Consider the following 26,042-nt stretch of genomic DNA (forward strand, 5'->3'; position numbering starts at 1 on the left):
CGAAATGCAAGATCAACCAAATGGTTGAATATAGCTTTTCGCCAATTTGGCAGGCGCTAACAGCTGGATGAGCCTGAATGCGAATCCCTGACGTCGGCATAAGCCATTGAAATATGTGAATTTTAATGGTGTTAAATTAGTCTGCCTGCGTCGTTGACTCTGACGTGTTCACCCCTTAGCAACCACAGCAGAATTCGCGTGAGGATGGCACCCGTGATTGATGACGACCAAAGGCAGCGTTTGGCGCAGCTGGAGGCGCGATTGAGCGAGGCGCGTAAGGCTCAAGAGCCCAAGCCGCGCGTGGATGAACACTATAGCATGGCCAATCAGGCCTGGCGGATGGTGACGGAACTTGTGGCCGGTTTGGTTATCGGCTTTGGCGTCGGATTTGGGCTTGATAGCCTGTTTGGGACAATCCCAATCTTTCTGGTGACCTTTACATTGCTGGGTCTGGTGGCCGGGGTCAAAGTGATGATCCGCAGCGCCCATGAGATCCAGGAGACGAAACTGGCCGAAGAGGCCAACGAAAAAGAGACGCAAGACCGGGATTGATCCCCCGGCGACAGGAGACACGGGACGATGGGCAAGATTTTCTTTTATGTAGCGCTCGCTGCAGTCGTACTTTCGGGGCTGCTCTTTGCTCCTGAGCATGCGGGCCTGGCAATTCATCCGGTTGACCAGTTCGAGGTCAAATCGCTGTTTGGCGGCGATCACGTTGGTCTGATGACCCCAACAAACGTGACCCTGTGGATGGTTATCGCGATCGTTTCGATCTTTGCTCTGCTGGTTCTCGGCTCTTCGGGCCGCGCGGTTGTCCCTTCGCGTGCTCAGTCGATTGCTGAACTGGCGTATGGCTTTATCTACAAGATGGTTGAAGATGTTGCAGGTAAGGACGCGGTTCGCTTCTTCCCCTACATCATGACCCTGTTCATGTTCATCGTGACCGCCAACTTCCTTGGCCTCATTCCGATGTCCTTTACCACCACATCGCATTTTGCCGTCACCGGCATGCTGGCGGTACTGGTGTTCGTGACCGTGACTGTGATTGGTTTTGTCATGCACGGTGCGAAATTCCTGTCACTTTTCTGGGTCTCTTCCGCGCCGCTGCCGCTGCGTCCGGTACTGGCCCTGATCGAAGTGATTTCCTACTTCGTACGCCCCGTGAGCCTGTGCATTCGTCTTGCAGGTAACATCATGGCGGGCCACGCAGTTCTGAAAGTTTTCGCGGGGTTTGCCGCAGGTCTGGGTCTGTTCTCCTTCCTGCCGATCTTCGCCATCAGCGCGTTCTATGCGCTCGAAGTTCTCGTAGCCTTTATCCAGGCATACGTATTCACCATTCTGACCTGCGTGTACCTGAAAGACGCGCTGCACCCGTCGCACTAAGCGACGGCTGCTCTAAGGTCCGAACTCTAAATCCGTAACTTCCAATCGTAAGGAGATTTCACAATGGAAGGCGAACTCGCACACATCGGCGCTGGTCTGGCTGGCATGGGTACTGGTATTGCTGCACTGGGTGTTGGCAACGTAGCAGCTAACTTCCTGGCAGGCGCACTGCGCAACCCTTCTGCAGCTGCATCGCAGACTGCAACCCTCTTCATCGGTATCGCATTTGCAGAAGCTCTGGGCATCTTCTCGTTCCTGGTTGCTCTGCTGCTGATGTTCGCCGTCTAAGAACCTTAGGAACCTTTTTCCTTACGGCCGGGCGGTGTGGCAGCCCCATACTGCCCGGTGTAACGGCAAGTTCCTTAGGAGGACGACATGGCATCAAACTCGCATGACGCAGGTCACGGTGCTGCAGATGCAGCCCACGCCGCCGACGCGGCGCATGGCTCCGGCGGTATGCCGCAGCTGGACTTCTCGACCTATGGTAACCAGATCTTCTGGCTCCTGGTCACTCTTGTCGTGATCTACTTCATCCTGTCGCGTATCGCGCTGCCTCGCATTGCTGCGGTGCTGTCCGAGCGTCAGGGTACCATTACGAATGACCTGGCCGCGGCCGAGGACCTGAAAGCCAAAGCAGTTGAGGCGGAAGACGCCTATAACAAAGCTCTGGCGGATGCACGTGGTGAAGCGCAGCGTATTGCTGCAGAGACCCGCGCAGCCATCCAGAAGGATCTGGACGCAGCCATCGAGAAAGCAGACGCTGAGATTTCTGACAAAGCGGCAGAATCTGAAAAAGCGATTGCTGAGATCCAAGCTGGTGCGCTGGAAGCGGTTCAAACCGTTGCTGCCGACACCGCTGGCGAACTGGTTGCTGCTCTTGGCGGCAAAGCAGACGCAGATGCAATTGCAGCTTCGGTTGCTGAACGGATGAAAGGATAAGGACATGCGCACAGTATTTGCACTTGCCCTGACCCTGGGTGCCGCAAGCCCGGCCCTCGCGGCCTCTGGCGGCAAATTCCTGGCACTGGACAACACCGATTTTGTTGTTCTGCTGGCCTTCCTTCTGTTCGTTGGCATTCTGCTTTTTGTCAAAGTGCCAAGCCTGCTGGGCAAACAGCTGGACGATCGTGCTGAAGGCATCCGCAAGGAGCTGGACGAGGCGCGCGCCCTGCGTGAAGAAGCTCAGACTATCCTGGCCTCCTATGAGCGCAAGCAAAAGGAAGTCAGCGAGCAGGCGGAGCGCATTGTTGCAACCGCACGCGAAGAAGCAACTGCTGCTGCTGAACAGGCTAAAGCAGATCTGAAGACCTCGATTGCCCGCCGTCTGGCGGCTGCTGAAGAGCAGATCGCATCTGCAGAAGCTTCGGCTGTGAAAGCAGTACGTGATCGCGCCATCGACGTGGCTGTTAAAGCCGCAGATGATGTGATCTCCAAACAGCTGTCGGCTGCTGAAGCCAACAAGCTGATTGACTCAGCCATTGCTGACGTTGAAGCAAAACTGCACTAAGCGCAGCTAAAACGATGTAATTAAACCCGGCCTTTGCGCTGGGTTTTTTTGCGTCTATGTGAATTTTTTACGACAAGAGCGCTTGTTAACGAGACAATTAATATCTGACTGGTATGGAAGAACCTACAAGGTAACTAATTGAATTGAAGCACAATGTTGGATGTCGGCCTCGTATCCGCGCGTATTGACACTTTGGCATCTGTTCAGGCTAAAGCTATTTTGTCGTGTTTGAGCCTGGATCTGCAGTATGGAAGGAGACGCGTCTTTAGCGATGTCTCTTTTGATCTGTTTCAGCAAGAAACCCTGTGTCTGATCGGTTCACAGGAGAACGGAAAATCCAGCTTGTTGCGTTGTTTGAACCGCACGGCGGAGCTTGATCGCGGGGCCTGTCAGGGTGGTCGGATCTTTCTGGATCGCCGAGATGTATTTGATCCGAGCTGGGATGTGACCTTTGTGCGCCGCCAGGTTGCTTTGGTGCCGCAGGTCTCTAACCCGTTTCCCGCAAGTATCTGGGACAATATCGCATATGTGTTGAAGCTGCATCGTATCGCCTCTGGCCAGCATGATATTGGCGATCGGATCGAGGAGGCTTTGCGTTTGGTGGGCATATGGGGTGAGGTCAAAGACGATCTGCACAAGACGCCCGTGCACCAGATGTCGCCAGTGATCCAGCGGCAGGTCTGTATTGCGCGGGCGCTGGCGCTTGAACCACGTGTTTTGCTGCTGGATGAGCCTTCGGTCGGGCTTGGGGGGCTCTCGATGCAACAGCTGGAAACGATACTGTGTCGATTAAAGCAAAACCTAGCGATTGTGGTGGCAACGCAATCGTTGGAAGTCACGGCACAAATCGCAGATCGTATTGCCCATCTGGATCAGGGGACTATGCAAGAAGTCGACTGCGCCGAACTTATTCTGACCAATGCGCAAAACCCGGTGACGCGCCGGTTTGTGGAGGCGCATGCGCAGGGGATGATCAGCTGAGGCTCTGGTCCTTTTCCAGTTTCTGGCGGGCGATTTCGGCATTGCGCTGGGTCTTTTGGTGATCAAGCAGGCATTGCTTCACGTAATCCAGGTGTGCCTCAGCAGCTGTGCGGGCGGCCTCTGGGTTTCGGTTTTGCAATGCGGCGTTGATGGCGTGGTGCTGGGCTGCAAGGGCGGCGCAGCTGGTGTCGCGCTGAAACATCACACGTCGATTATAAAACACCCCCAAGCGCAGCAGATCCAGCATAGAACGCATCACATGCAGCATGATCACATTGTGCCCCGCGTCCATGATGGCTGCGTGAAATTCCGCATCCAATTGCGCCGCCGCTTCTGAGGTGGCGGGATTGCCCGCCTCCTGCATTCGGTCATGCAGCGACTGGATGACCTGCAGATCCTCATCAGAGCCAAAGCGCGCGGCGCGCTCGGCCGCCAGTCCTTCGATGTCGCGGCGAAAGGACAGGTAGTCAAAAACCGCTTCGTCGTGGCGGGCAAACAGATCAATCAACACTGGCGAAAAGGCTGAGCCCAAAACATCAGCCACATAGACACCGGATCCAGCCTTGGTTTGCAGCAGGCCGCGATCGCGCAATTCACCCAAAGCATCGCGCAAAGAAGGGCGGGAGACGCCAAGACGATCTGCCAGATCACGTTCGGCGGGCAGCCGGTCGCCTGGCGTCAGTACCCCGCGCAAAATCAGCAGCTCTATCTGAGCAACAACAGAAGAGGAAAGCTTTGCAGCGGAGATCTTTTGAAAAGGCATAGTCTGTGAACCACTGTGCATTGGTCGGAACATTGGATCATAACGACCTGGGCGGCTCAAGGAAACAAATCAATCGGCGCGAGTTTAAGGTCAGTATTATTGACTTAATATCTCGAATCGATTAGCTCAAAGGTGAAAGTGGAAAGGTCTGACATGGATTTTGGTAATTATTTTTCAAACCGAACAAGCCGAATGAAAGCTTCGGAAATCCGTGAGCTGCTGAAACTGCTGGAAAAACCCGGCATCATTTCATTTGCGGGCGGTATTCCCGACGCGAATCTTTTCCCCGACGAAGCCCTAAAGGCGGTCGCGGCCGACGCGCTGTCTGAACCGGGGTTTGCGCTGCAATATTCCGTCAGCGAAGGCTATGGGCCGCTGCGGGCGTGGATCGTTGATCATATGCGAACGCTTGGCGTTGAGTGTGAGATCGACAATGTGTTGATCACGTCAGGATCGCAGCAGGCGCTGGATTATCTGGGGAAGATGCTGCTCTCGCCAGATGACACCGCTTTGGTGGAATGGCCCACCTATTTGGGCGCGCTAGGTGCGTTCAACGCCTATGAGCCGCGCTATGAACGCCTGTGGATCAACGACAACCGCACTGCCGCTGATATTACCCAAGCTGCCCATGACGCCGGTGGCGCGGTGAAATTCACCTATGTCACCCCTGAGTTCTCCAACCCGACCGGGATCACCCTGACCCGCGCAGAGCGCGAGGCACTGTTGCAGCGTGCAGCTGAGCTAGATTGCCTGATCCTGGAAGATTGCGCCTATGAGGGGCTGCGCTATGACGGTGAACCCGTGCCACCGATCCTTGCATTGGAACAGGCGCAGGGGGCGGAAATGAACGCCTGTCGCACGCTGTATTGCGGGACATTTTCCAAAACGCTGGCGCCGGGATTGCGGGTTGGCTGGGTGGTGGCGGCAAAGCCGATGATTGATCAGCTGGTGTTGATCAAACAGGCGGCGGATCTGCATTCGTCTACGCTTAATCAGATGATGGTCGCGCAGGTGGTGCAGGAGGGGTTTTATGACCACTTGGCCGAGCTGCGCCGCTGTTATGGCGCGCGCCGGGATGCGATGCTTGCGGCGCTTGCGCAGGAAATGCCCGAGGGCGTGAGCTGGAACACGCCTGAAGGAGGCATGTTCATCTGGCTGACGCTGCCCGAGCAGGTGGATTGTGGTGAACTGTTGCGTATCGCGCTTGAACATCACAACGTGGCCTTTGTACCGGGGCAGGCGTTCTTTGCTGATGGCAGTGGGAAAAACACGCTGAGGCTCAGCTTTTCATGTGCGTCGCTGGCGCAGACCGACAGTGGCATCCATGCGCTGGGGCAGGCCATTCGAACCTATCTTGCGCAGGGCTAATGCGCTGATTGGCACGTGATTGCCGTCCTACGCTTCGCCGTTGCAGTGAGGTGAAAACCGCGATAGATGGCTGCGCTTAGAGGGCGCGCATGGGCAGGGATTTGCCAGTTTGCGCTGATTTAAGGCGAGTTATCCACAAGATATAGCGTTGCAAGGCCCGGATCCGGCATAATGTGGGGGTGAGCGAGATTGACAGCTCCCCCGCAATTGGCTGAGATCACGCCACAACGGTATCAAGCGAGGTCCATTTGCGTTTTTCCAAGCTGCGGCTGAACGGGTTCAAGAGTTTTGTTGATCCAACCGATCTGATGATTTCAGATGGGTTGACCGGCGTTGTGGGGCCAAACGGCTGCGGTAAGTCGAACCTTTTAGAGGCGCTGCGCTGGGTCATGGGCGAAAACCGCCCCAAGGCCATGCGCGGCGGTGGCATGGAAGATGTGATCTTTGCTGGCGCCAGTGCGCGTTCAGCCCGCAATTTTGCCGAAGTCAGCCTGCAGTTGGATAACAGTGATCGTCTGGCTCCGTCTGGGTTTAATGATGCGGATCAGCTCGACATTGTGCGTCGGATTACCCGCGATGTTGGCAGCGCCTACAAAGCGAACGGCAAAGACGTGCGCGCGCGCGATGTGCAGATGCTGTTTGCGGATGCCTCGACCGGGGCGCATTCGCCGTCATTGGTCCGTCAGGGTCAGATTGCAGAGCTGATCAACGCAAAGCCCAAGGCGCGGCGGCGTATCCTAGAGGAAGCTGCGGGGATCTCGGGGCTCTATCAGCGCCGTCATGAGGCGGAGCTGAAGCTTAAGAATACCGAACAGAATCTGTTGCGCGTTGATGATGTGATTGAACAGCTGGCGACCCAACTGGGTCAGCTGGCACGTCAGGCGCGGCAGGCACAACGGTATCGCGGCATCGGTGAAACCCTGCGTCACGCCGAAGGGGCGCTGTTGTATCGTCGCTGGCGCGAAGCCGATGAAGCGCGCCTTGCCGCCGAAGAGGGGCTGCGGGTACGTGTGACCCAGGCGGTGAAGGCGGAAAACCTTGCACGGGCCGCCGCCGAGAACCGCGTGGCAGCCGACGCCAAACTGCCACCCCTGCGCGAAGAAGAGGCCATCGCCACCGCCATTTTGCAGCGGTTTGTGGTGCAGCGCGATGCGCTGGCAGATCAGGACGCGCAGGCGCGTCAGACGATTGAAACCCTGACCAGCCGTATTCGTCAGCTGGGCGCGGATATCGAACGTGAAAGCGGGCTGAACAAAGACGCGGGCGAAACCATTGAACGGCTGGAATGGGAGCAACGCGAGCTGCAAAAGGCGGGCGACGGGCAGGGTGAACGGCTGGACGAAGCCGCAGAACTTATGCGCAATGCGGCCACCGTATTGCAACAACGCGAGGACCACCTGTCGCAAGTGACCGAAGATGTGGCCCGTCTGGCGGCCCGGCACCAGTCTGCGCGCCGGATGGTAGAAGATTGCAAACGCGCCGCCGAGCGCGCCGAGACCGAAGGCCGCACTGCGCGTGATGCAATGATTGCCGCGGACGAGGCGGTGTCGCAGGCCCGCACGCGTCAGTCAGATGCGGTTGAGGCCGAAGAAGAAGCGCGCGCGGCCTCGGAAGATGCAGAAGAGGCGCTGGTGGCGGCCGATGAAGCCCGGACTGAGACACAAGCCCGCGAAGCTGACGCACGGGCGCAACGCTCTGAAGCAGATGGTGAACTGGGCGCGCTGCGCTCTGAGGCCACGGCGCTGGCAAAGCTTGTGGAACGCGACACGGCTGAAGGTGGCCAGGTTCTGGATGATCTGCGGGTTGAGCCCGGCTATGAAAAGGCGCTTGGCGCCGCACTGGCGGATGATTTGCGTGCACCTTTGGCGGATCGTGACGGGCCTTCGGGTTGGTTGACCCTGCCTGCATATGATCGCGAAGCCGGCCTGCCCGAAGGGGTGAAACCGCTGGCGCTGTTTGTGTCAGGGCCCGAGGCTTTGTCGCGTCGGATGACCCAGATCGGTGTGGTGGATAGCGACAGCGCAGCCATAATGCAGGCGCGTTTGCGCCCCGGTCAGCGATTGGTGACGCAAGACGGTGATCTGTGGCGCTGGGACGGCTATCGCGCCTGGGCCGAGGATGCACCCAGTGCTGCGGCGCTACGTCTGGAGCAGATGAACCGGCTTGAGGCGCTGAAACAGGATATTGAGCACGCAGAAGCCCGCGCAGCAGGTCTGACTGCGGCGCATGAGGCGTTGATGCGTAAGCTCACCGAGGTGACCGAGGCGGATCAAGCTGCGCGCCAGGCCCGGCGCATGGCGGATCAGCGGGTGGCAGATTGCGCACGTGCGCTGAGCAAGGCTGAGGCAGATTGCAATCTGGCGGGGGCAAAGCTTGAAACCCTGCAGATCGCGGTGGAACGTCACGAAGAGGATGCCGAAGCGGCGCAGGAACGCCTGAGCGACGCAATGGAAGTTGTCGAAGATCTCGGGGATCTTGAAATAGCGCGCAGCGCGGTCGAAGAGGTGAAGCAGAGCGTAGAAGCCGCGCGCATCACCATGATCACCCATCGCTCGGCCCATGATGAGCTGCGCCGCGATGGCGAAGCCCGCATTCGCCGCACCCAAGAGGTGATCAAGGAGCTGTCAGGCTGGAACCATCGCCTGGAATCCGCTGGGCGCCGTATTTCCGAGCTTGAGGAGCGCCGCACCGCCAGCCAGGATGAGCTGGAAGAGGCGATGGCCAAACCCGCAGAGATCGAAGAGAAACGCGAAGAGCTGAATGAATCGATCGAGGGTGCTGAGGCGCGTAAATCTGTCGCTACCGAGACGTTGATTGCTGCCGAAGCGGCACTGCGCGAAGCAAGCCAAAATGAAAAGGACGCCGAGCGTCTGGCCTCGGAAGCGCGTGAGGAACGTGCGCGCACAGAAGCGTTGACAGGCAGCGCCCGCGATGCGGTGCAGGCCGCTGAAAGCCGCATTATCGAAGAGCAGCAGGTGACACCGCCTGTGTTGCTGGAGCGTCTCGCAGTTGATCCCAAAGATATCGAGGAATCCGACGTGCTTGAGGCGCAGGTTGCGCAGCTCAAACGGCAACGCGATTCGCTGGGGGCTGTGAACCTGCGCGCCGAAGAAGATGCGCGCGAGATCCAGTCGGAACATGACCATCTGGTGGAAGAAAAACGCGATCTGGAAGAGGCGGTGAAAACCCTGCGCGCAGGTATTTCCAGCCTTAACCGCGAAGGTCGCGAACGCCTGCTGACTGCGTTTGAACAGGTGAACAGCAGCTTTTCGATGTTGTTTCAGCATCTGTTTGGTGGTGGTGAGGCCAATCTGGTGATGGTGGAAAGCGATGATCCGCTGGATGCCGGGCTCGAAATTATGTGTCAGCCGCCGGGCAAGAAACTGTCGACGCTGTCGCTGTTGTCTGGTGGTGAGCAGACGCTGACTGCGATGGCGCTGATCTTTGCGGTATTCCTGTCGAACCCTGCGCCGATCTGTGTCCTCGATGAGGTTGACGCGCCGCTGGATGATGCCAACGTCACCCGTTTCTGTGATCTTCTGGATGAAATGTGCCGCCAGACCGACACCCGGTTCCTGATCATCACCCACCATGCGGTGACGATGGCGCGGATGGACCGGTTGTTTGGCGTGACCATGCAGGAAAAAGGCGTGAGCCAGCTGGTATCTGTTGATCTGAAAAAGGCCGAAGCGCTGGTGGCCTAATCCACCGCCTGTGCTGCGTCACACCAAAGTGAGACCTATTTCAGGACATATCTGCCTATCATGCGGGTATGAGATATCTGATCCTGTCTGCCTTATTGTCTTGCCCGCTGCCATTGGCCGCGGCGGATTGGGCCTTGCGCCCCACGGATGAGCCGTTTTCACAGGCGGAGCTTGAGGCGCTGCCCGGGCAGTCCTTTGTGTTTTATGATGATGGTGAAAGCATCTATGGCGCGGATGGTGCCTATTCATATACCTATTCCATTGCCAATGGCGCAGGCACGGCCTGGGGCAGCTATCATATTGTCGAAGATGGCAGCGTTTGCGTGCATTTTGTTACCGGCGCGGAACGCTGTGATTTCTTTGTACGCAATGGCAGCCGGGTACTGGTGATCACCGAAGAGGGAGAGCGTTTCCCTGTTCGTTGAGACCGTGTTGTTGAAGCTGCGTGTTGAACCAGTGCCGTGACGGCGTGATCAGAGCAGTTGCAACAGGCGCGGCGTGGGCCAGGCATCTGCGGGCAGGCCAAGGCGTTTTTGCTCGCGCTGTACCGCTCTGCGGGTTTTGGCCCCCAGGATGCCATCGATCTTGCCCACATCAAAGCCACGCGCCTGCAGCTTACGCTGAAGCTGTTTCATCTGGTCTCCGCTCAGCCCCGTGTCTGGCTGGCCCGCGCTATAGACCTGCGAACCTTCCAAACGATTGGCGAAATAGGCGGCGGTCAGCACATAGGTAAAGCTTTGATTCCACTCAAAATAGACATCAAAATTGGGATAGGCGAGGAAAGCAGGCCCGTTGTGACCCTGTGGCAGCAACAGCGCTGCTTTCATGTCGTCAAAGGGCAGATCCCCTTGGCGTGGCATAACGCCAAGCTTTTTCCAATCAGAGACATTGCGCTTACGCCCAACACCGGTCAGCGACAGGTTGAGATCCGCGGGAATTGTCACCTCTTGCAACCAGGGTTGATTGGGTTGCCAACCGAGGCTTGACAGCATCTTGGCCGCTGACATCAAGGCATCAGGGGCTGAGGTCTTAAGCGTCACATGGCCATCGCCATCCGCATCCACTCCGTTTTCCAGAATGTCGCCGGGCAGCATTTGCACCATGCCGATTTCACCGGCCCAGGCACCGGTGGTGCGGGCGGGATCAAAATCACCATGGGAAAACAGTTCAAGCGCAGAAAACACCTGGGGGCGGAACAGATCAGGGCGGCGGCAATCATGGGCAAGGGTCACCAGCGCGTTGCGGGTGTTGAAATCTCCCTGAAACGCGCCGTAGTCGGTTTCAAAAGCCCAAAACGCCAAAAGCACCCCGCGGTTGATGCCATAGGTGGTTTCGATCCGGCGGAAGATGCTGTCGTATTTCTGCGACATGGCTGCACCGCGATCAATGCGGTTTTGCGAAATCAGACGGCGGGAGAACTCGATAAAGGGTTTTTGAAACACCCCTTGGGCGCGATCCGCCTTGAGCACCCGCTGATCCTGTTGCACCCCGTTGAAGAACTGCGCCACCACCGCACGGTCATAGCCTGCGTTCACAGCCTCGTTTTTCAGGCTGGTGACAAAATTGGCAAAACTGCCACCACATTGTGCCATGGCCGCCAGCGGCGATAGAGCAAGGGCAAAGGTAAGTGACAGAAGCCGCATATGTGCCATCCCATTGAATACGTCTGAATACGTCGGTGTTCTGTTTGCTAAAAGATCGCCGCCAGCGCAACTGAAACCATAAGGAAAATGCCCCAAACCTGCCACAGTGCGCTGCAACAGGCCCTGATATCGCGGGATGTTAGGGTTTTGCGCCCGTCAGGGTTGACCCAGGGGAATTCCTGTAGCGTGCCATCATAAGAGCGTGGACCCGCAAGCGACACACCCAGAACACGCGACATTGCGGCTTCGGGCCAGCCTGCGTTGGGGGAGCGGTGCTGGCGCGCGTCAGACACAATCGCGCGCCATTTCGGCAGCTGCCAGCGCAGGAGCGCGCACATCAGCGCAGTCAGGCGCGCGGGCCCCAGATTGAGCACATCATCCAGCCGCGCTGCCGCCCAGCCGAAATCACGGTATTGATCGGTGCGATAGCCGATCATGCTGTCTGCCGTGTTGACCATCTTATAGGCGATCAGCCCCGGAAGCCCCGCGACCAGAAACCAGAACGCAGGCGCAATCACCCCGTCCGAGAGGTTCTCCGCGCCGCTTTCGATGGCGGAGCGCGCGATCTGGCTTTCATCCATGTCTTTGGTGTCACGGCTGACAATCATCGAAACCGCAAAGCGCCCGGCGGGCAAATCTTTTTCAAGGCCCTCGGCAACCGCGCGCACATGCTCCACCAGCGAGCGCTGCGCCAGCAGGATTGCGGCAACCGGAATGATCACAATGGGCCCGCCAAGAGAGAGCAGGCAGCCAAGCGCGATGCCCGCGGCCACGAGAAGCAATACAGCCAGCACGCCTTTGGCCTTCTTGGCGGTGCCTGCATTGAACGTTTTGTCGAGCGCGCCAACTAAGCGCCCCATCACTACAGCAGGATGGGGGAGATGCGACCAGAGCCAGCGCGGCTCTCCCAGCAGCGCATCCAGCAACAGCGCAAAAATGAGCAGCAGTGCAGTGTTCACACTGCCGCCTCAAATCGTGCCCAGCCCGTCGCGGGTGGCAGGCCAAGGCGAAGGTAGGTACCGGAATAGGGGAAGATGCGGCTCCAGATCTGATGGTCGGCAAGTTTTTCCTGCCAAGCGGCTGCATCATCGACCTCATAGAGGCGAAAGAGATCGGTGCCGCCGACCAGATTTGCATCACGTGCGGTCATCACTTCATCCATCCGGGCGCGATCTGTTGCCAGGCGTATGCGGGTTTCTTCGGCCCATGTGTGATTCTGTAGCGCCTGCGCACCGATGCGCAGCGCTGGCCCGGATACGGCCCATGGCCCTTGCAACATGCGCAGGCGGGCAATCAAAGTGGGATCGCCAATTGCAAAGCCAAGTCGCAGCCCAGCGAGGCCCCAGAACTTGCCAAAGCTTTTCAGGATTACCGTGCCGGGGCGGTTGGCCAGATCGATCAGCGTGTGTTCGGGGCAGATGTCGCAGAAGCTCTCATCAATCACGGTGAGGGGCGCGTTTACGTCTTCGGCTGTCCAGATCCGCCCATCGGGATTGTTGGGGTGCACCAGAACCCGCGCCGATGTTGGGCCACTGTCGGTGACCTGCCAGCCCTGGTTTTCAAAGGCACCAGCGTGTTCATTATAGGTGGGTTTGGTGATCTCCACGCTGGCGGCATTCGCAAGCGTCGGGATCGCGGCAATCAGCGCAGACGCACCGGGAGCTGGCAGAATGGCCGCGCCGTCTGGGACCTGCCAGAAATCGCGCGCGGCCTGGATGAGCGTATCAAGCTCGGCTTGATCGGGCAGGGCGCTCCAGTCTTGCGCGGAGAGGCCAGCAACCGGGTAAGGTTCTGGGTTGATGCCAGTTGATAGATCAATCCAATCGGTCCGATTGCCGCCAAAGCGCGCGACAGCAGCGGAAAGGTTGCCGCCATGGTCGCGTGGGGTCTGCTCTGTCAGATTTGTCATAGACACCTTGCCCTGAAACTACGTCCCAGCGGTATGCCGGAGGGGCGCAGCTTAAACAAGGATCTTATCCGCGCCGGTGTGGTGCATCCCAGTTGAGATCCGGATTGACCGGCAGGATCCGGTTGGGGTTAATCGTGTCGTGGCTGTAGTGATAGTGACGCACGATATGGCCCAGATGCACCGTCTCAGCCACGCCGGGGATCTGATAGAGCTCACGCGTATAGGCCCAGAGGTTGGGATAATCGATCAGGCGCTTCTTGTTGCATTTGAAATGCAGGTGATAGACGGGATCAAAGCGCACAAGGGTTGTGAACAAGCGCCAGTCGGCCTCGGTGAGTGTGTCCCCCAGCAGATAGCGGTTCTGGCCAAGATGCGCCTCCAGCCAATCCAACGTGTCAAACAGCGGCTGGATTGCTGCATCATAGGCCGTCTGGGTGGTGGCAAACCCCGCCTTGTAGACGCCGTTGTTCACGGTGTCATAGATGCGCGTGTTCACCTCTTCGATCGCGTCGCGTTTTTCCACGGGCCAGAAATCCAGCGTGTTGCCGGTGATGCCATCAAAGGCCGCGTTAAGCATGCGGATGATTTCGGAGCTTTCGTTTGAAACAATCGTATGGCGCGTCTTGTCCCAGAGGATGGGGACAGTGACGCGGCCCGTGTAGTTTGGATCAACCTCGGTGTAGATCTGATGGGCGTAAGATTTGCTGAGCAGCGTGTCGCCGGTTGCGCCCGCATCATCAGTTTCAAAGGTCCAGCCTTTGTCGAGCATATCGGGATGAACAACTGAAACAGAGATGTGCTCGCCCAGCCCTTTGAGCGCGCGAAAAATCAGGGTGCGATGGGCCCAGGGGCAGGCGTATGAGACATAAAGATGATAGCGCCCGCTTTCGGCTTTGAACCCATCGGTGCCGGACGGGCCAGCAGACCCATCCGCCGTGATCCAATTGCGAAACTGCGCGGTGGACCGTTTGAACGCGCCGCCGGTGGATTTGGTTTCATACCAGGTGTCATGCCAGATGCCGTCAACCAATAGTCCCATGAGATGCTCCTGCTGCTGATCAAACCTATCTAAGCAGCACAGCGTTCTGCGCCTATATTCAGGCGCGCGCAGCACATCTGTATGAGCGCACAGAGCGCGCATGGTTTGCGTGGCGCGTACATCTCATGCGGGAAATACAGTTTGTTCACAGAATCTTATCCATTCTTTCGTAAAATTTGCGTTATGCTGTTAAGGAAGAATCCAGAAGGTTTACGGCCATGACCACCTATGTCCCCAAGGCAGTCCAAGAGGCGCTTGATGCTGCGCGTATCTCTGAGATGAAGAAAAACAACCGGCTGCGTGTGCTGGTTGAGGATAGCCATTATCCGGTGTTGCGCCTGTGGTCTGATGGGTTTTCAGTTGCGATTGAGGATGCACCACAACTGCGCGGATTGGTCGATCTGTTTGATGGCGCGCGCCACCTGTCGCAATGTCTGATCGTTGCCTCCGAGGAGGAGGTGGGCGAAATGCGCTATGAATTCAAGCGCGCGACTGCGGCCGCAGATGATGCACCGGTTGATTTCTACCGCGCGCCGGATGCGCCTGTTGGTCTGATCGAATCCCAACAGGGGAACTGATTTCAAAAGCAGGACCTGCGCTTTTGCTCTGACTTTGCGCGCCATTTTTAGGGCGCGCTTGGTCAGCTCCACCCGGCCTAGTCACCCGGTCTGCTGTCACTGGGCCTGATTTAACTGGGCCTGCTTTTCCCTCTCTCGCTGCGAGGTAAGCGTTCTGGCGTTGCCCACTATGGGCTTCTCATCCAGATATCTTTCGGTTTCCCAATGATTATGTATCGCGCCCAGGCTCATCTGGATTGCTTGAGAACAGTGCAAGCTTGTTCCCCTGCGGATCGCGCAGATAGGCGACATAGAAGTTAGGCCCATAGGTTTTGCGAAACCCCGGCTGCCCTTCGTCGGTGCCACCAGCTGCAAGCGCAGCCGCGTGCAGTTCGCGCACCTGTTGCTGGCTGTGGGCTTCAAAGGCAACCATAGAACCATTGCCAACCGAGGCAGCTTCGCCGTCAAACGGTGGCTTTACATAAAAATCCGGCTGGCTTGGGCGTTCGCCGGGGGGCACAGGCAGCGCGTAGCTCAGACCTTCGGGGCCTTCTGTCATGCCATATCCAAGCGCTGGCAAAAATGCCGCGTAAAACTGCTTCGCGGCCTGGATATCGTTGGCGCCAATCGTGACATAGGCAATCATAATCTATGCTCCATCCCATATAGAGTCTTCTGGCGCATAAGGTAGGTGCATGGGTGCACCGCCCCGGCGCAGCCCTGATGAGCCGCGCCGAGGAAATAGGTTATTGCAGATCGCCAAAGGCCTCTGTCAGGCGTTGGCAGGCTTCTTCGATGCGGCTGCGCTGGGTGGCGAGGTTAAAGCGCAGGAAGCTTTCTCCGCCGGTGCCAAAGGTGGTGCCGTGATTGGCCGCAATCTTTGCGCCCTGTTCGACCCGGTGGGTGAATTCTTCGCGTGCCATGCCGGTGCCGGTGAAATCAACCCAGGCCAGGTAAGTGGATTGCAGCTTCATCGACGACAGGCCGGGAATGCCAGAAATGGCCGCATCAAAGACCTGACGATTGCCATCAATATAGGCAAGCTGGGCATCGGCCCAGGCTGCGCCTTCTGGGGAATAGGCGGCAGCCGTGGCGAACTGGCCCAGCGAATTCGGCGCCAGCGACAGCGCCAGCATACGGGATTTGAACTTTGCCCGCAGATCGGGATCGCTGATGATCACCTGCCCGGTATGAAGCCCTGCGATATTGAATGTCTTTGACGGCGCGGTCAGCATCAACAGACGGTCTACGATGTCAGGGGCTGCGTTGGGCATGGGGATATGCGTGTTGCCGTCAAAAACCAGATCCTGATGGATCTCATCTGACAGCAGCAGCAGATCATGGCGTTTGGCAAAATCAGCCACCGCGCGCAATTCTTCCTGGCTCCAGACCCGGCCGCCTGGGTTATGGGGCGAGCAAAGGATCACCATCGTTTCCTTGCCGGTCATCTGCGCGTCATAGGCATCGAAATCCAGTGAGTAATAGCCGTCACTATTGACCATCTGGCATTCAACCACCTCACGGCCCGCGTTGCGAATGACTTTGGCAAAGGCGTGGTAGACTGGGGTGAACAAAACGATCCCGTCGCCGGGTTTGGTAAATGCGTCAAGGCACATGCCAACACCGTTCACGAGACCCGTGGTGGTGAAAATCCCGTTGGTATCGAGATCCCAGCCGTGGCGGTTTTTCATCCACCACTGGATGGCCTCACGGTAGGGAGTTTCAGCGTCGACATAGCCCAGAATACCCGCGTCAATCACGCTGCGCAGGCGCTCTGAGATCACATCGGCAATTTTGAAATCACTGTCAGCCACCCACATGGCGAGGCCTTCATCGCGGGGCACACCATAGATCGGCTCCATCCCGTCCCATTTGCTGCAATAGGTGCCATGGCGGTCCACCAGCTCATCAAAATTCATCGGGTGCTCCTCAAAAAACCTCTTTTGCGAAGCTATCGCGTTGGGCCGCAGGTGCAAGGGGCGTTGCGGGACTTGGTACAATCGCATAAATGGCAGGGTATGAAGCGCCCTATTTTGATCCATCCTGATCCCCGCCTGAAGAAGGTCTGCGCCCCAGTTGCCGATATATCGGACGAGCTGCGCCAGCTGGCCGATGATATGCTTGAAACCATGTATGACGCGCCGGGTGTTGGACTGGCCGCGCCGCAGATTGGTGTGCTGGATCGGGTGATCGTGCTCGATTGCGTCAAAGAAGAAGGCGAGGCACCACGCCCGCTGCAAATGTTTAACCCGCGTATTATTGCCTCATCGGATGAGAGCAACGTTTATGAGGAAGGTTGCCTGTCAATCCCTGAGCAATACGCCGAAGTCACCCGCCCCAAAGTGGTGGATGTGGAATGGATCGATCGCGACGGCAATCTTAAGACCGAAAGCTTTGATGGTCTCTGGGCAACCTGTGTTCAGCATGAGATCGACCACCTCGAAGGCAAATTGTTCATTGACTACCTCAAGCCAATGAAGCGCCAGATGATCACCCGGAAAATGCAAAAGCTCAAGAAAGAGCTGGCTCGAAATAAGGACGTGTAATTATGGCTGTTCGTACCTGTCTGCCTTGGCCTGATAAACGCCTGCGTACCCGCGCCGAAGAGGTGAGCGAAATCACCGATGATATCCGCGCCATCTGGGATGATATGGTGGATACGATGAATGCAATGCCGGGTGTTGGGCTGGGTGCCAACCAGATCGGTGTTCTGCTGCGTCTTGCGGTTGTTGATGGCTCGGTTGAGCGTGGCAAAGCTGTGCGCATGGCCAATCCGGAAATCCTGCATAAATCGGTTGAACTGCGCGAACATGACGAAGCCAGCCCCAATCTGCCGGGTGTGTCGGCCAAGATCAAACGCCCCCGCGCCGTGACGGTGAAATACATGGATGAAACCGGTGCGTGGGTGGAACGCGATTTTGTTGGCATTGAGGCCACCAGCGTTCAGCACCAGATCGATCATCTGGATGGCAAACTGTATTTCAGCCACCTGTCCAAGATGAAACGCGACATGCTGATCAAAAAGGCGCAGAAATTCACTGGCCCGGTTGCGCATGTTGCGCCATCTGAACCTTCCTGTGGGTGTGGCTCATGCGAGTAATCTTTATGGGTACACCGGAATTTTCCGTTCCGGTGCTGGATGCGCTGGTGGCGGCGGGGCACGATATTGCTGCCGTCTACTCCCAGCCGCCTCGGCCTGCGGGCCGCGGCAAGAAAGACCGACCAACACCCGTACACGCCCGCGCCGCGGCATTGGGGTTGGAAGTGCGCCACCCGATCTCGCTGAAAGGCGCTGAGGAGCAGGCAGAGTTTGCCGCTCTCAACGCCGATGTGGCGGTGGTTGTGGCCTATGGTTTGATCCTACCACAGGCCATTCTGGACGCGCCCGAAAAAGGCTGTTTGAACATCCATGCAAGCCTGTTGCCGCGCTGGCGCGGTGCGGCTCCCATTCATCGTGCCATCATGGCTGGTGACGCCGAGACCGGCATTTGCATCATGCAGATGGAGGCCGGTCTTGATACCGGGCCGGTTCTTTTGCGCGAAGGCACCGCAATTGCGCCCGAAGAAACCACCGCGCTGCTGCATGATCGCCTTGCTGATATGGGCGCGCGGCTGATCGTTGAAGCGCTGGACAAGCTGCCGACGCTGACACCAGATGTTCAGCCTGAGGAGGGTGTGACCTACGCCCATAAGATCGACAAAGCAGAGGCACAGGTGGATTGGTCCGCCCCCGCAGCCGTTGTGGATCGCAAGATCCGTGGGCTGTCTCCGTTCCCGGGAGCCTGGTGTGAAGTCGAAGGTCAACGTGTCAAATTGTTGGCGTCGCGTGTTGCTGCGGCCTCTGGCGCGGCGGGTGCGGTGCTGGATGATGCGCTCACGGTTGCTTGTGGTGAGGGGGCTGTTGAACTTCTGCGCTTGCAACGGGCAGGCAAAGGCGCGCAGGATCGCGATGTGTTCTTGCGGGGCTTCCCAATTGCAAAAGGCACGCAGCTTTAGCGCTTCAGAAAGGTTTGCCTCATGTTTCTGGCTCTGTTTGGAACCGTGGTGATTGCCGGGATTGTTGGCTACGCCTCAGAACGCACGGGGTGGACGCAAAACGGGGTGATCCCGTCGATCATCATCTGTGTTGGCGGTGCGTTTCTGTTTTATTTCCTGCGCATCATGTTTGGCATCGGCTTTTCCGCGCCGGGATGGAACGCAATTCTGTCATCTATCGGTGCATTGATCATTGTGCCAACCCGTTGGCGCGGACGCTAGGAGGTTGCTATGCCTGTTGTTTTTCTGATCATCCTTGGCGCGGCGGCAGGGTTTCTGGCCACGCGGTTCATGAAGGTGGAAGCTGACGTTATCACCACTATGGCTATTGGCATTGCAGGGGCCTTGATTGGTGGCTTTGTGTTGCGGCTCGTGCTCAGCTTTTTGGGAATGCTATCCGGGCTTGTGGGCGCAGTGCTGGGTGCAATGGCATTGATCTGGCTGTGGCAGACTTACGGGCCCAAACGCTGATCACTGCCGAGGTGGGCGACTTTTATAAACCGGCAAATGCCAGCCAAAAGCGATCGATCCTGCCCGCAGGGCCCATGTGGTGCCAGCACAGATCAACAGCGCAGTTGTGAGCTCCAGTCCAGCGGTCATGGCAATCAGCGTGCCAATTGCCCCGGCCATCGCGCAGGAGATATAAAGCTCGCCCTGTTTCAGAACCAGCGGCACTTCATTGCAGACCACGTCGCGCATCAAACCGCCCAGTGATCCGGTTGCCATGCCCATCAGCACCACAATCACCGGATGCTGCCCTGTCTCCAATGCGGCCGCGACCCCGGCGGGGACCGCCACTGCCAGGGCAAAACTATCCAGCCAAATCACCCATTTCATCCGGCTTTCCAGTAAATGTGCGGTGAAAAATATCACAACAGCCGCGCCCGTGGCCCATAGGATGTAAGACGGGCTTTCGATCCAAAACACCGGATGACGGTTCAGTAGCACATCGCGCACGGTGCCACCGCCCACCGCAGTCAGACAGGCCACAAAGGCAAATCCCACGATATCAAGCTGGGCCCGGCTGGCGACCAGCGCGCCCGAGAGCGCAAAAATCACCACCGAAGCCAGATCCAGAACCGTCAGGGCGGTGAGCGTGTTCATGCCTTGGAAGACTTTTTGAACGGTGCCATGCCCGCGCGGGCAAGTTCATCAGCGTGTTCATTCTCTGGATGGCCAGCGTGGCCTTTGACCCATTCCCAGGTCACCTGATGACGTGCTTGTGCTGCGTCCAGACGCTTCCAGAGTTCGACGTTTTTAACCGGCTTTTTCGCCGAGGTTTTCCAGCCGTTCTTTTTCCAGCCAAAAATCCAGCCGGTGACGCCGTTCTTTACATAGGCGGAATCGGTCACAACTGTGATGGTTGACGGGCGGCTCAGGCTTTCGAGGGCCGAAATCGCCGCCATCAGCTCCATCTGATTGTTGGTGGTGCTGGCTTCGCCGCCTTTGAGTTCGCGCTCTTTGACGATGGTGTCACCATCGGTTGCGCGCAAGAGAACGCCCCAGCCACCGGGGCCGGGATTTCCGGAGCAGGCTCCGTCGGTATATGCAAAAAGATCAGCCATTTGAGCGAAGTGCCAGTGCAGTGAAGTAACGTCAAGCAAAGTGTAGCGCGGTGGCAAGCGAGAGCGCGACAAAAATTGTGATGCGCCACCGCAGCCAGCACGCCGGGAACATGTTTATGTGTTTTGCTCCAGTGCCAGACGTCCGGCCAGCAGGGCAAAAACGCTTGCAATGCTGCGGTTGAGCCAGCGCAGGACGCGATCATTGGCCATGATCAGACGGCGGGTTTGGGCCGCGAATAGACCATAAAGCACGAAGATCACAAAGGTCGCTGCCATAAACACGCCGCCAAGTGTGAGCATTTCAAGCGTTGCTGTTTCGGCAGCACCAGACAGGAAGGGCGGCAGTAGCGCGAGGAAGAACAGCGAAAGCTTGGGATTGAGGATATTGATCAGCGCGGCGCGCCGTCCAATGGCCCAGCCGCTGCTGGTGTTGCGTTCGGCGCGCAGTGACAGCGTTCCGCCCTCTTTCACCGCCTGATAGGCGAGGTAGAGGAGGTAGGCGACGCCAACCCATTTTATCAATGAAAACAGCACTGCTGAACTGTGCAAAATGGCGGCAAGCCCAAAGATGGCTGCAAGCAGATGTGGCACAATGCCAAGGGTGCAGCCTGCTGCGGCCCAGATGGCGTTGCGCGGGCCTTGCCCAAGGCCGATTGCCAGCGTGTAGATCACGCCGGTGCCGGGAGCGAGCACAACAACCAAAGTGGTGATAAGGAACTGAAGTGAAATCATGATTTGCCTCAACGGATGCTGTTTTAGAGCTTAGGCAGTCTTGGCGCGGGATCAACGCAGGCAGCGAATTTTTTTGATTGAAGGTGCCGGATGGCAGTGCCGCAACAAAAAAGGGAGCCTGAAGCTCCCTTTCCGATTTGAGACGTTGCGATGATTACGGGCCGGTTGCCACCGAAAGCGCCGGATCATCGCCGGGCATTTCCCGCGGGGGGCGGCCAATCACGTCTTTGAGTTCTTCCAGCTCAATGAAATTGTCGGCCTGGCGGCGCAATTCATCCGAGATCATCGGCGGCTGGCTGCGGATGGTTGAGACCACAGAGACCCGTACGCCCTGACGCTGCAGGCTGGCAATCAGCGGGCGGAAATCCCCATCGCCCGAAAACAACACGATATGATCAACACGTGGTGCCAGCTCCATTGCATCGACGGTCAGTTCGATGTCCATATTGCCCTTAACTTTCCGACGCCCCATGCTGTCGGTGTATTCTTTTGCGGGCTTAGTAACCATGGTGAAGCCGTTGTAATGCAGCCAGTCCACCAACGGGCGAATCGGAGAGTATTCGTCGTTCTCCAAAAGGGCAGTGTAGTAAAATGCGCGCAGCAGCTTTCCGCGGCGCATAAATTCCTGCCGCAATAGCTTATAGTCGATATCGAAACCCAGAGCTTTGGCTGCGGCGTACAAATTCGACCCGTCAATGAACAGCGCGAGCCGTTCGTCCTTGTAAAACATAAACTTGTCCTTCCGGTATAGCCCGCAACGCCTTTGTATTGTGAGTGAGTGGAAATTGGCTTAGCGAAGCGAGTACGTATAAATTAGATTTTTTACGTGCTGCCGCAAGTGTATCATTTTTACGAACAGGGGTCAAAAATGACAAAAAACACTCCAGAAGTGCTAATTGCCCTTGGTGGTAATCTTCCTTTCGAAGATCTTCATCCACGCGATACAATTTTAAGTGCGGTAAATTCACTTTCTGGACCCCAAATCGAAGTGGTTCGTGAATCACGTCTGTTCAAAACGCCATGTTTCCCTAAGGGGGCGGGGCCGGACTATGTTAACGCTGCGGTTGTGGTGCGCAGTGACTTGGCTGCGCCAGAGATTTTGGATTTCTTACATAGTGTTGAGGCAAAATTCGACCGGGAGCGCATCACGCGATGGGGGATGCGGACCCTAGATCTGGATCTTCTTGCGGTTGGGGATCAGATTGCGCCGGATTCGCAAACTTTTGCACATTGGCTGAACCTGGGTTCAGAGGCCCAGAAAACGGATGCCCCCGAGCAACTGATTCTGCCCCATCCGCGCCTGCAGGACCGTGGTTTTGTGCTGGTGCCATTGATGGATGTGGCACCGGATTGGGTGCACCCGGTGCTAAAGCGCAGCGTGCGCCAGATGGTTGAGGCGCTACCCGCTGAGGTAATGGCAGAAATTGAGGCGATTTAATCGCCGAGCGCTTTTGTTTCCCGCCTTGTCAATAGTCTCTTTAGCGATTACATAATCCACTTCTAGATCCATCTGTACTGGAGAGTCGCCTATGGCCCGCGTGACGGTTGAAGACTGCGTTGATAAAGTTCCCAACCGCTTTGAATTGGTGATGCTTGCCGCCCATCGGGCGCGTGAGATCTCGGCTGGTGCTGAACTGACCGTGGATCGCGACAACGACAAAAACCCTGTCGTCTCGCTGCGTGAAATCGCTGAAGAAACTCAAAGTGCTGATTCTCTGCGTGAGCGCATGATCGAGAGCAACCAGACCCAGATCGAAGTGGATGAGCCGGAAGAAGATTCCATGGCGCTGCTGATGGGGTCTGACAATGACAAGCCAGAAGCGGACGACATGTCCGAAGAAAAGCTTCTGCGCGCATTGATGGAAGCGCAGGGTCAGGGCTGATCCAAGCCACCCAAAACACGAAGATTGCGGACCACCTATGATTTCTGCTGAACGTCTGATCGAGCTGGTCCGCACTTACAACCCAAAGACAAACGCTGAGAAGATCGAAGCGGCTTTTGAATTTGGGCGGCAGATGCACGAGGGGCAGTTTCGTCACTCGGGTGAGCCTTATTTTACCCATCCCGTTGCTGTTGCAGCCATTTTGACCGAACAGCGCCTGGATGACGCCACCATTATCACCGCATTGCTGCATGACACGATTGAGGACACCAAAGCCTCATATGAAGAAGTGTCTGAGCTGTTTGGTGAAGAGGTTGCCAAACTGGTGGATGGTGTCACCAAACTGACCAACCTGCAGCTGTCGAGCCGTGAGACCAAACAGGCGGAGAACTTCCGCAAACTGTTTATGGCGATGTCCAAGGATCTGCGGGTGATCCTGGTAAAGCTGGCCGACCGTCTGCACAATATGCGCACGATCAAGGCGATGCGCCCGGAAAAACAGGCGCAGAAAGCGCGTGAAACCATGGATATCTATGCGCCGCTGGCAGGCCGCATGGGTATGCAGTGGATGCGCGAAGAGCTGGAAGATCTGGCGTTTCGGGTGCTCAATCCCGAAGGACGCCAATCGATCATCCGCCGTTTTATCACGCTTCAACGCGAAACTGGCGATGTGATCCATCGGATCACCGGTGATATGCGCGCCGAGCTGGATAAGGCTGCGATTGAGGCCGAAGTGTTTGGACGCGCCAAAAAGCCTTATTCGATCTGGCGCAAGATGCAGGCAAAAGATCAGGGGTTCTCGCGCCTGTCTGATATTTACGGTTTCCGGGTCATCACCCAAAGCGAAGAAGACGCCTATCGCGCATTGGGGGCGATCCACCAACGTTGGCGTGCGGTTCCGGGCCGGTTTAAAGACTATATCAGCCAGCCGAAATCCAACGGCTATCGTTCGATCCACACCACGGTCTCGGGGCGCGATGGCAAACGGGTCGAAGTGCAGATCCGCACCCGCCAGATGCATGATGTGGCCGAAACCGGCGTCGCGGCGCATTGGTCCTATAAAGATGGTGTGCGGGCGGAAAACCCCTTTGCGGTGGATCCTGCCAAATGGATTGCATCCCTGACAGAGCAGTTCGACGCCGAAGATGATCATGATGAGTTTCTTGAAGCGGTAAAGCTTGAGATGTACTCGGATCAGGTGTTCTGCTTCACGCCCAAAGGGGATGTAATCAAACTCCCCAAAGGCGCAACGCCGATTGATTTTGCCTATGCAATCCATACGCGGATCGGCCATGCCTGCGTGGGGGCGAAGGTTGATGGTATCCGGGTGCCGCTTTGGACGCGGTTGCGCAATGGTCAGTCGGTGGATGTGATCACCGCCGAAGGCCAAACCCCACAGGTGAGCTGGCTTGAAATTGCCACCACCGGTAAGGCGCGCACCGCCATTCGTCGTGCCCTGCGCGAGGCGGATCGCGAACGGTTTGTGAAACTGGGTCATGAGCTGGCGCGCTCTGCCTTTGAACATATCGAAAAGAAAGCAACCGATAAGGCGCTGGAAACCGCTGCACGCGCCCTGCGGGTGAGCAGCGTCGAAGAGCTGCTGGCGCAGCTTGGCGCGGCTGAGCTGACCACCCATGATGTGGTTCAGGCGGTCTATCCCGAACTAACCGCAGATGAAGGCGAAGAGGTTTCGCTGCGCCGTGCGGTAATCGGTCTTGAACCGGGGCAAAGCTTTGAGCGCGCGCCTTGTTGTCAGCCACTGCCGGGCGAGCGGATCATCGGGATCACCTACCGGGGGCGTGGCGTGGTGATTCACGCGGCCGATTGTGACACGCTCAGCGAGTTTGAAGACCAGCCCGAGCGCTGGGTGGACGTAAACTGGCACAGCGGCACCCATCCGGCCGCCTATTCGACCACGCTTGAGCTCACAATTGGCAATGATGCAGGTGTACTTGGACGGATTTGTACACTTATAGGTGAGAAGAACGCGAATATATCCGATCTAGAGTTTATCGATCGGAAACCAGACTTTTATAAGCTTATGGTCAACGTGGAAGTGCGGGATGTGGAACAGCTTCATTCTGTCATGTTGACTTTGGAAGCAGAAAGCGATGTTGCTGCTGTGGCGCGGTATCGGGCCAAGCCCGAGACACCGGGTTGGAAGGGGTAGCGCTGGACGCAGATTTGGAAGGGCGAAGCCTTGGTATTCAAGCGCCGGGATAGGCGACCGTTGTTGCGGATCATCGCTGATTTCCTTTGGCCGCGCGGCGGTTGGGGGCGCGCCTTCCTATACGTGAAACACCGCATTCGCCGTTTGCCTGATTCGCCTACCCGCATTGCCCGTGGGGTTGGTGTAGGGGTGTTCACCACCTTCACCCCGTTTTACGGCATGCATTTTGTGGTGGCGGCAATTCTCGCACGGATCTTCAACGGCAATATTCTGGCCGCGCTGAGTGGTACGTTTTTTGGCAACCCGTTGACCTATGTGCCGATTGGGGTGATCTCACTGCAGGTCGGCCATTGGATGCAGGGCGGCGATTTTGCCGAAGATGTGGATGCATCGCTGGTGTCCAAATTCCTTGGGGCCGGGCGCGATCTGAAAAACAATCTCTATGCGCTGTTCACCGATCAAAACGCAGATTGGAGCGGGCTGGTCCGTTTCTTTGATGAAGTGTTTTACCCCTACCTGATTGGCGGGCTGCTGCCGGGGATCATTGCGGGCATGATTGCCTATATGCTGAGCCTGCCGGTGATCCGCGCCTATCAGCAGCGCCGCCGCGCCAAAATCAAGGCGAAGTTTGATGCCATCAAACAGGCGGCTGACCTGGATCAGCTTGATGTTGCGCTCAATCATTCTGAGGATGCAAAAAAGCCCCTGCGCAACGCCAACTGACGCGCTGCTTTCATTGTACCCATTTGCCTGTCTGCACTTGTCCTTGCGGCGCAGGGCGCTAATCTCCGCCCCAAACGCCA

At 57.2% G+C, this 26,042-nt stretch carries 30 protein-coding genes; 19 read left to right on the forward strand and 11 right to left on the reverse strand.

Annotated elements, in window-relative coordinates:
* The first annotated feature begins 204 nt into the window (after positions 1–204).
* From GG681_RS05795 to GG681_RS05820, 6 genes are all read left to right on the forward strand, one after another.
* Positions 205–552, forward strand: coding sequence for an AtpZ/AtpI family protein (locus tag GG681_RS05795; protein ID WP_153546169.1), 348 nt, complete (start codon positions 205–207; stop codon positions 550–552).
* 27 nt (positions 553–579) lie between these two features.
* Complete coding sequence (locus GG681_RS05800) at positions 580–1,383, forward strand: F0F1 ATP synthase subunit A (protein WP_153546007.1); 804 nt, start codon at positions 580–582, stop codon at positions 1,381–1,383.
* A gap of 63 nt (positions 1,384–1,446) precedes the next feature.
* Positions 1,447–1,671, forward strand: a complete 225-nt coding sequence (locus GG681_RS05805; protein WP_008562443.1) for a F0F1 ATP synthase subunit C — start codon at positions 1,447–1,449, stop codon at positions 1,669–1,671.
* A gap of 87 nt (positions 1,672–1,758) precedes the next feature.
* Positions 1,759–2,322, forward strand: coding sequence for a F0F1 ATP synthase subunit B' (locus GG681_RS05810; protein WP_153546010.1), 564 nt, complete (start codon positions 1,759–1,761; stop codon positions 2,320–2,322).
* Between the two features lie 4 nt (positions 2,323–2,326).
* On the forward strand, positions 2,327–2,890 hold the full coding sequence (locus GG681_RS05815; RefSeq protein WP_153546012.1) for a F0F1 ATP synthase subunit B: 564 nt from the start codon (positions 2,327–2,329) through the stop codon (positions 2,888–2,890).
* Positions 2,891–3,043: 153 nt separating this feature from the next.
* Positions 3,044–3,871: a phosphate ABC transporter ATP-binding protein gene (locus GG681_RS05820; protein WP_153546014.1), complete on the forward strand. Its 828-nt coding sequence runs from the start codon at positions 3,044–3,046 to the stop codon at positions 3,869–3,871.
* Here GG681_RS05820 and GG681_RS05825 read toward each other — a convergent pair.
* Positions 3,864–4,634 carry a FadR/GntR family transcriptional regulator gene (locus GG681_RS05825; RefSeq protein WP_153546016.1) on the reverse strand — a complete coding sequence of 257 codons (771 nt, stop codon included), beginning with the start codon at positions 4,632–4,634 and terminating at the stop codon, positions 3,864–3,866. The genes GG681_RS05820 and GG681_RS05825 overlap by 8 nt on opposite strands.
* Before the next feature lie 153 nt (positions 4,635–4,787).
* Between GG681_RS05825 and GG681_RS05830 the strand changes: the two genes are divergently transcribed.
* The 3 genes from GG681_RS05830 (at position 4,788) to GG681_RS05840 (ending at position 10,131) form a co-directional block, all read left to right on the forward strand.
* Positions 4,788–6,002, forward strand: coding sequence for an aminotransferase-like domain-containing protein (locus GG681_RS05830; RefSeq protein ID WP_153546018.1), 1,215 nt, complete (start codon positions 4,788–4,790; stop codon positions 6,000–6,002).
* A gap of 248 nt (positions 6,003–6,250) precedes the next feature.
* Positions 6,251–9,706: a chromosome segregation SMC family protein gene (locus tag GG681_RS05835; protein WP_153546020.1), complete on the forward strand. Its 3,456-nt coding sequence runs from the start codon at positions 6,251–6,253 to the stop codon at positions 9,704–9,706.
* 68 nt (positions 9,707–9,774) lie between these two features.
* Positions 9,775–10,131, forward strand: a complete 357-nt coding sequence (locus tag GG681_RS05840; protein WP_153546022.1) for a hypothetical protein — start codon at positions 9,775–9,777, stop codon at positions 10,129–10,131.
* Between the two features lie 48 nt (positions 10,132–10,179).
* Here the strand turns inward: GG681_RS05840 and GG681_RS05845 are convergent, their stop codons facing one another.
* The 4 genes from GG681_RS05845 to GG681_RS05860 form a co-directional block, all read right to left on the reverse strand.
* A complete protein-coding gene (locus tag GG681_RS05845; RefSeq protein WP_153546024.1) occupies positions 10,180–11,349 on the reverse strand; it encodes a lytic murein transglycosylase in 1,170 nt (389 codons plus the stop codon).
* A 47-nt stretch (positions 11,350–11,396) separates the two neighbouring features.
* The gene (cbiB, locus tag GG681_RS05850; protein WP_328593279.1) at positions 11,397–12,308 is read right to left on the reverse strand and encodes an adenosylcobinamide-phosphate synthase CbiB; all 912 of its coding nucleotides are present in this window, start codon (positions 12,306–12,308) and stop codon (positions 11,397–11,399) included.
* The gene (locus GG681_RS05855; RefSeq protein WP_153546026.1) at positions 12,305–13,258 is read right to left on the reverse strand and encodes a threonine-phosphate decarboxylase; all 954 of its coding nucleotides are present in this window, start codon (positions 13,256–13,258) and stop codon (positions 12,305–12,307) included. Before GG681_RS05855 ends, cbiB begins: the two co-directional genes overlap by 4 nt.
* Positions 13,259–13,322: 64 nt before the next feature.
* A complete protein-coding gene (locus GG681_RS05860; protein ID WP_153546028.1) occupies positions 13,323–14,297 on the reverse strand; it encodes a glutathione S-transferase family protein in 975 nt (324 codons plus the stop codon).
* A gap of 218 nt (positions 14,298–14,515) precedes the next feature.
* On the opposite strand from GG681_RS05860, the gene GG681_RS05865 reads away from it, so the two are divergent.
* Complete coding sequence (locus GG681_RS05865; protein WP_153546030.1) at positions 14,516–14,875, forward strand: hypothetical protein; 360 nt, start codon at positions 14,516–14,518, stop codon at positions 14,873–14,875.
* Positions 14,876–15,083: 208 nt separating this feature from the next.
* Here GG681_RS05865 and GG681_RS05870 read toward each other — a convergent pair whose 3' ends face one another.
* Together GG681_RS05870 and GG681_RS05875 are read right to left on the reverse strand one after the other, a co-directional pair.
* A complete protein-coding gene (locus GG681_RS05870) occupies positions 15,084–15,500 on the reverse strand; it encodes a VOC family protein (RefSeq protein WP_153546032.1) in 417 nt (138 codons plus the stop codon).
* A gap of 100 nt (positions 15,501–15,600) precedes the next feature.
* Positions 15,601–16,773: a MalY/PatB family protein gene (locus tag GG681_RS05875; protein ID WP_153546034.1), complete on the reverse strand. Its 1,173-nt coding sequence runs from the start codon at positions 16,771–16,773 to the stop codon at positions 15,601–15,603.
* Positions 16,774–16,872: 99 nt separating this feature from the next.
* On the opposite strand from GG681_RS05875, the gene def (GG681_RS05880) reads away from it, so the two are divergent.
* From def (GG681_RS05880) to GG681_RS05900, 5 genes are read left to right on the forward strand one after another with little or no spacing between them, the layout of a single operon-like run.
* Positions 16,873–17,400 (forward strand): peptide deformylase, encoded by a 528-nt coding sequence (gene def / locus GG681_RS05880; RefSeq protein ID WP_153546036.1) that lies wholly within the window; start codon positions 16,873–16,875, stop codon positions 17,398–17,400.
* 2 nt (positions 17,401–17,402) lie between these two features.
* Positions 17,403–17,954, forward strand: coding sequence for a peptide deformylase (gene def / locus GG681_RS05885; protein ID WP_153546038.1), 552 nt, complete (start codon positions 17,403–17,405; stop codon positions 17,952–17,954).
* Entirely contained in the window at positions 17,945–18,850 is a 906-nt protein-coding gene (fmt, locus tag GG681_RS05890; RefSeq protein ID WP_153546040.1) for a methionyl-tRNA formyltransferase, read from the forward strand. The genes def (GG681_RS05885) and fmt overlap by 10 nt, the downstream gene beginning before the upstream one ends.
* 21 nt (positions 18,851–18,871) lie before the next feature.
* Positions 18,872–19,111 carry a hypothetical protein gene (locus GG681_RS05895; RefSeq protein WP_153546042.1) on the forward strand — a complete coding sequence of 80 codons (240 nt, stop codon included), beginning with the start codon at positions 18,872–18,874 and terminating at the stop codon, positions 19,109–19,111.
* A 9-nt stretch (positions 19,112–19,120) separates the two neighbouring features.
* Positions 19,121–19,360 carry a GlsB/YeaQ/YmgE family stress response membrane protein gene (locus GG681_RS05900; protein WP_153546044.1) on the forward strand — a complete coding sequence of 80 codons (240 nt, stop codon included), beginning with the start codon at positions 19,121–19,123 and terminating at the stop codon, positions 19,358–19,360.
* On the opposite strand, the gene GG681_RS05905 is transcribed toward GG681_RS05900, so the two are convergent.
* The 4 genes from GG681_RS05905 to GG681_RS05920 all read right to left on the reverse strand — a co-directional run bounded on the left by GG681_RS05905 (position 19,361) and on the right by GG681_RS05920 (position 21,916).
* Positions 19,361–19,993 carry a trimeric intracellular cation channel family protein gene (locus tag GG681_RS05905; protein WP_153546046.1) on the reverse strand — a complete coding sequence of 211 codons (633 nt, stop codon included), beginning with the start codon at positions 19,991–19,993 and terminating at the stop codon, positions 19,361–19,363.
* A complete protein-coding gene (rnhA, locus tag GG681_RS05910; protein ID WP_153546048.1) occupies positions 19,990–20,454 on the reverse strand; it encodes a ribonuclease HI in 465 nt (154 codons plus the stop codon). Before rnhA ends, GG681_RS05905 begins: the two co-directional genes overlap by 4 nt.
* Before the next feature lie 114 nt (positions 20,455–20,568).
* Entirely contained in the window at positions 20,569–21,186 is a 618-nt protein-coding gene (locus tag GG681_RS05915; RefSeq protein ID WP_153546050.1) for a LysE family translocator, read from the reverse strand.
* A 154-nt stretch (positions 21,187–21,340) separates the two neighbouring features.
* Positions 21,341–21,916: a LabA-like NYN domain-containing protein gene (locus GG681_RS05920; RefSeq protein WP_153546052.1), complete on the reverse strand. Its 576-nt coding sequence runs from the start codon at positions 21,914–21,916 to the stop codon at positions 21,341–21,343.
* Positions 21,917–22,054: 138 nt separating this feature from the next.
* Between GG681_RS05920 and folK the strand changes: the two genes are divergently transcribed.
* The 4 genes from folK (at position 22,055) to GG681_RS05940 (ending at position 25,962) form a co-directional block, all read left to right on the forward strand.
* Positions 22,055–22,624 (forward strand): 2-amino-4-hydroxy-6-hydroxymethyldihydropteridine diphosphokinase, encoded by a 570-nt coding sequence (gene folK, locus GG681_RS05925; RefSeq protein ID WP_153546054.1) that lies wholly within the window; start codon positions 22,055–22,057, stop codon positions 22,622–22,624.
* A gap of 91 nt (positions 22,625–22,715) precedes the next feature.
* On the forward strand, positions 22,716–23,069 hold the full coding sequence (gene rpoZ / locus GG681_RS05930; RefSeq protein WP_153215595.1) for a DNA-directed RNA polymerase subunit omega: 354 nt from the start codon (positions 22,716–22,718) through the stop codon (positions 23,067–23,069).
* Positions 23,070–23,106: 37 nt separating this feature from the next.
* The gene (locus GG681_RS05935) at positions 23,107–25,239 is read left to right on the forward strand and encodes a RelA/SpoT family protein (RefSeq protein ID WP_153546056.1); all 2,133 of its coding nucleotides are present in this window, start codon (positions 23,107–23,109) and stop codon (positions 25,237–25,239) included.
* A gap of 30 nt (positions 25,240–25,269) precedes the next feature.
* Positions 25,270–25,962, forward strand: a complete 693-nt coding sequence (locus GG681_RS05940; RefSeq protein WP_153546058.1) for a DUF2062 domain-containing protein — start codon at positions 25,270–25,272, stop codon at positions 25,960–25,962.
* Positions 25,963–26,042: the final 80 nt, after the last annotated feature.

This window comes from Tritonibacter aquimaris, from assembly GCF_009617595.1.
Classification (GTDB): domain Bacteria; phylum Pseudomonadota; class Alphaproteobacteria; order Rhodobacterales; family Rhodobacteraceae; genus Epibacterium; species Epibacterium aquimaris.

Excerpts from the sequence above, each read along its gene's own strand:
- GG681_RS05820 (WP_153546014.1), top strand. The coding sequence starts at position 3,044 with ATGTTGGATGTCGGCCTCGTATCCGCGCGTATTGACACTTTGGCATCT.
- GG681_RS05870 (WP_153546032.1), bottom strand. The coding sequence starts at position 15,500 with ATGATTGCCTATGTCACGATTGGCGCCAACGATATCCAGGCCGCGAAG.
- GG681_RS05895 (WP_153546042.1), top strand. The coding sequence starts at position 18,872 with ATGTTTCTGGCTCTGTTTGGAACCGTGGTGATTGCCGGGATTGTTGGC.
- GG681_RS05800 (WP_153546007.1), top strand. The coding sequence starts at position 580 with ATGGGCAAGATTTTCTTTTATGTAGCGCTCGCTGCAGTCGTACTTTCG.
- GG681_RS05915 (WP_153546050.1), bottom strand. The coding sequence starts at position 21,186 with ATGATTTCACTTCAGTTCCTTATCACCACTTTGGTTGTTGTGCTCGCT.
- GG681_RS05810 (WP_153546010.1), top strand. The coding sequence starts at position 1,759 with ATGGCATCAAACTCGCATGACGCAGGTCACGGTGCTGCAGATGCAGCC.
- GG681_RS05825 (WP_153546016.1), bottom strand. The coding sequence starts at position 4,634 with ATGCCTTTTCAAAAGATCTCCGCTGCAAAGCTTTCCTCTTCTGTTGTT.
- folK (WP_153546054.1), top strand. The coding sequence starts at position 22,055 with ATGACAAAAAACACTCCAGAAGTGCTAATTGCCCTTGGTGGTAATCTT.
- rnhA (WP_153546048.1), bottom strand. The coding sequence starts at position 20,454 with ATGGCTGATCTTTTTGCATATACCGACGGAGCCTGCTCCGGAAATCCC.
- GG681_RS05840 (WP_153546022.1), top strand. The coding sequence starts at position 9,775 with ATGAGATATCTGATCCTGTCTGCCTTATTGTCTTGCCCGCTGCCATTG.
- def (WP_153546038.1), top strand. The coding sequence starts at position 17,403 with ATGGCTGTTCGTACCTGTCTGCCTTGGCCTGATAAACGCCTGCGTACC.
- GG681_RS05865 (WP_153546030.1), top strand. The coding sequence starts at position 14,516 with ATGACCACCTATGTCCCCAAGGCAGTCCAAGAGGCGCTTGATGCTGCG.
- GG681_RS05920 (WP_153546052.1), bottom strand. The coding sequence starts at position 21,916 with ATGTTTTACAAGGACGAACGGCTCGCGCTGTTCATTGACGGGTCGAAT.
- GG681_RS05795 (WP_153546169.1), top strand. The coding sequence starts at position 205 with ATGGCACCCGTGATTGATGACGACCAAAGGCAGCGTTTGGCGCAGCTG.
- GG681_RS05905 (WP_153546046.1), bottom strand. The coding sequence starts at position 19,993 with ATGAACACGCTCACCGCCCTGACGGTTCTGGATCTGGCTTCGGTGGTG.
- GG681_RS05855 (WP_153546026.1), bottom strand. The coding sequence starts at position 13,258 with ATGACAAATCTGACAGAGCAGACCCCACGCGACCATGGCGGCAACCTT.
- GG681_RS05815 (WP_153546012.1), top strand. The coding sequence starts at position 2,327 with ATGCGCACAGTATTTGCACTTGCCCTGACCCTGGGTGCCGCAAGCCCG.
- GG681_RS05935 (WP_153546056.1), top strand. The coding sequence starts at position 23,107 with ATGATTTCTGCTGAACGTCTGATCGAGCTGGTCCGCACTTACAACCCA.
- GG681_RS05860 (WP_153546028.1), bottom strand. The coding sequence starts at position 14,297 with ATGGGACTATTGGTTGACGGCATCTGGCATGACACCTGGTATGAAACC.
- def (WP_153546036.1), top strand. The coding sequence starts at position 16,873 with ATGAAGCGCCCTATTTTGATCCATCCTGATCCCCGCCTGAAGAAGGTC.
- GG681_RS05845 (WP_153546024.1), bottom strand. The coding sequence starts at position 11,349 with ATGCGGCTTCTGTCACTTACCTTTGCCCTTGCTCTATCGCCGCTGGCG.
- GG681_RS05900 (WP_153546044.1), top strand. The coding sequence starts at position 19,121 with ATGCCTGTTGTTTTTCTGATCATCCTTGGCGCGGCGGCAGGGTTTCTG.
- GG681_RS05875 (WP_153546034.1), bottom strand. The coding sequence starts at position 16,773 with ATGAATTTTGATGAGCTGGTGGACCGCCATGGCACCTATTGCAGCAAA.
- GG681_RS05805 (WP_008562443.1), top strand. The coding sequence starts at position 1,447 with ATGGAAGGCGAACTCGCACACATCGGCGCTGGTCTGGCTGGCATGGGT.
- GG681_RS05830 (WP_153546018.1), top strand. The coding sequence starts at position 4,788 with ATGGATTTTGGTAATTATTTTTCAAACCGAACAAGCCGAATGAAAGCT.
- fmt (WP_153546040.1), top strand. The coding sequence starts at position 17,945 with ATGCGAGTAATCTTTATGGGTACACCGGAATTTTCCGTTCCGGTGCTG.
- rpoZ (WP_153215595.1), top strand. The coding sequence starts at position 22,716 with ATGGCCCGCGTGACGGTTGAAGACTGCGTTGATAAAGTTCCCAACCGC.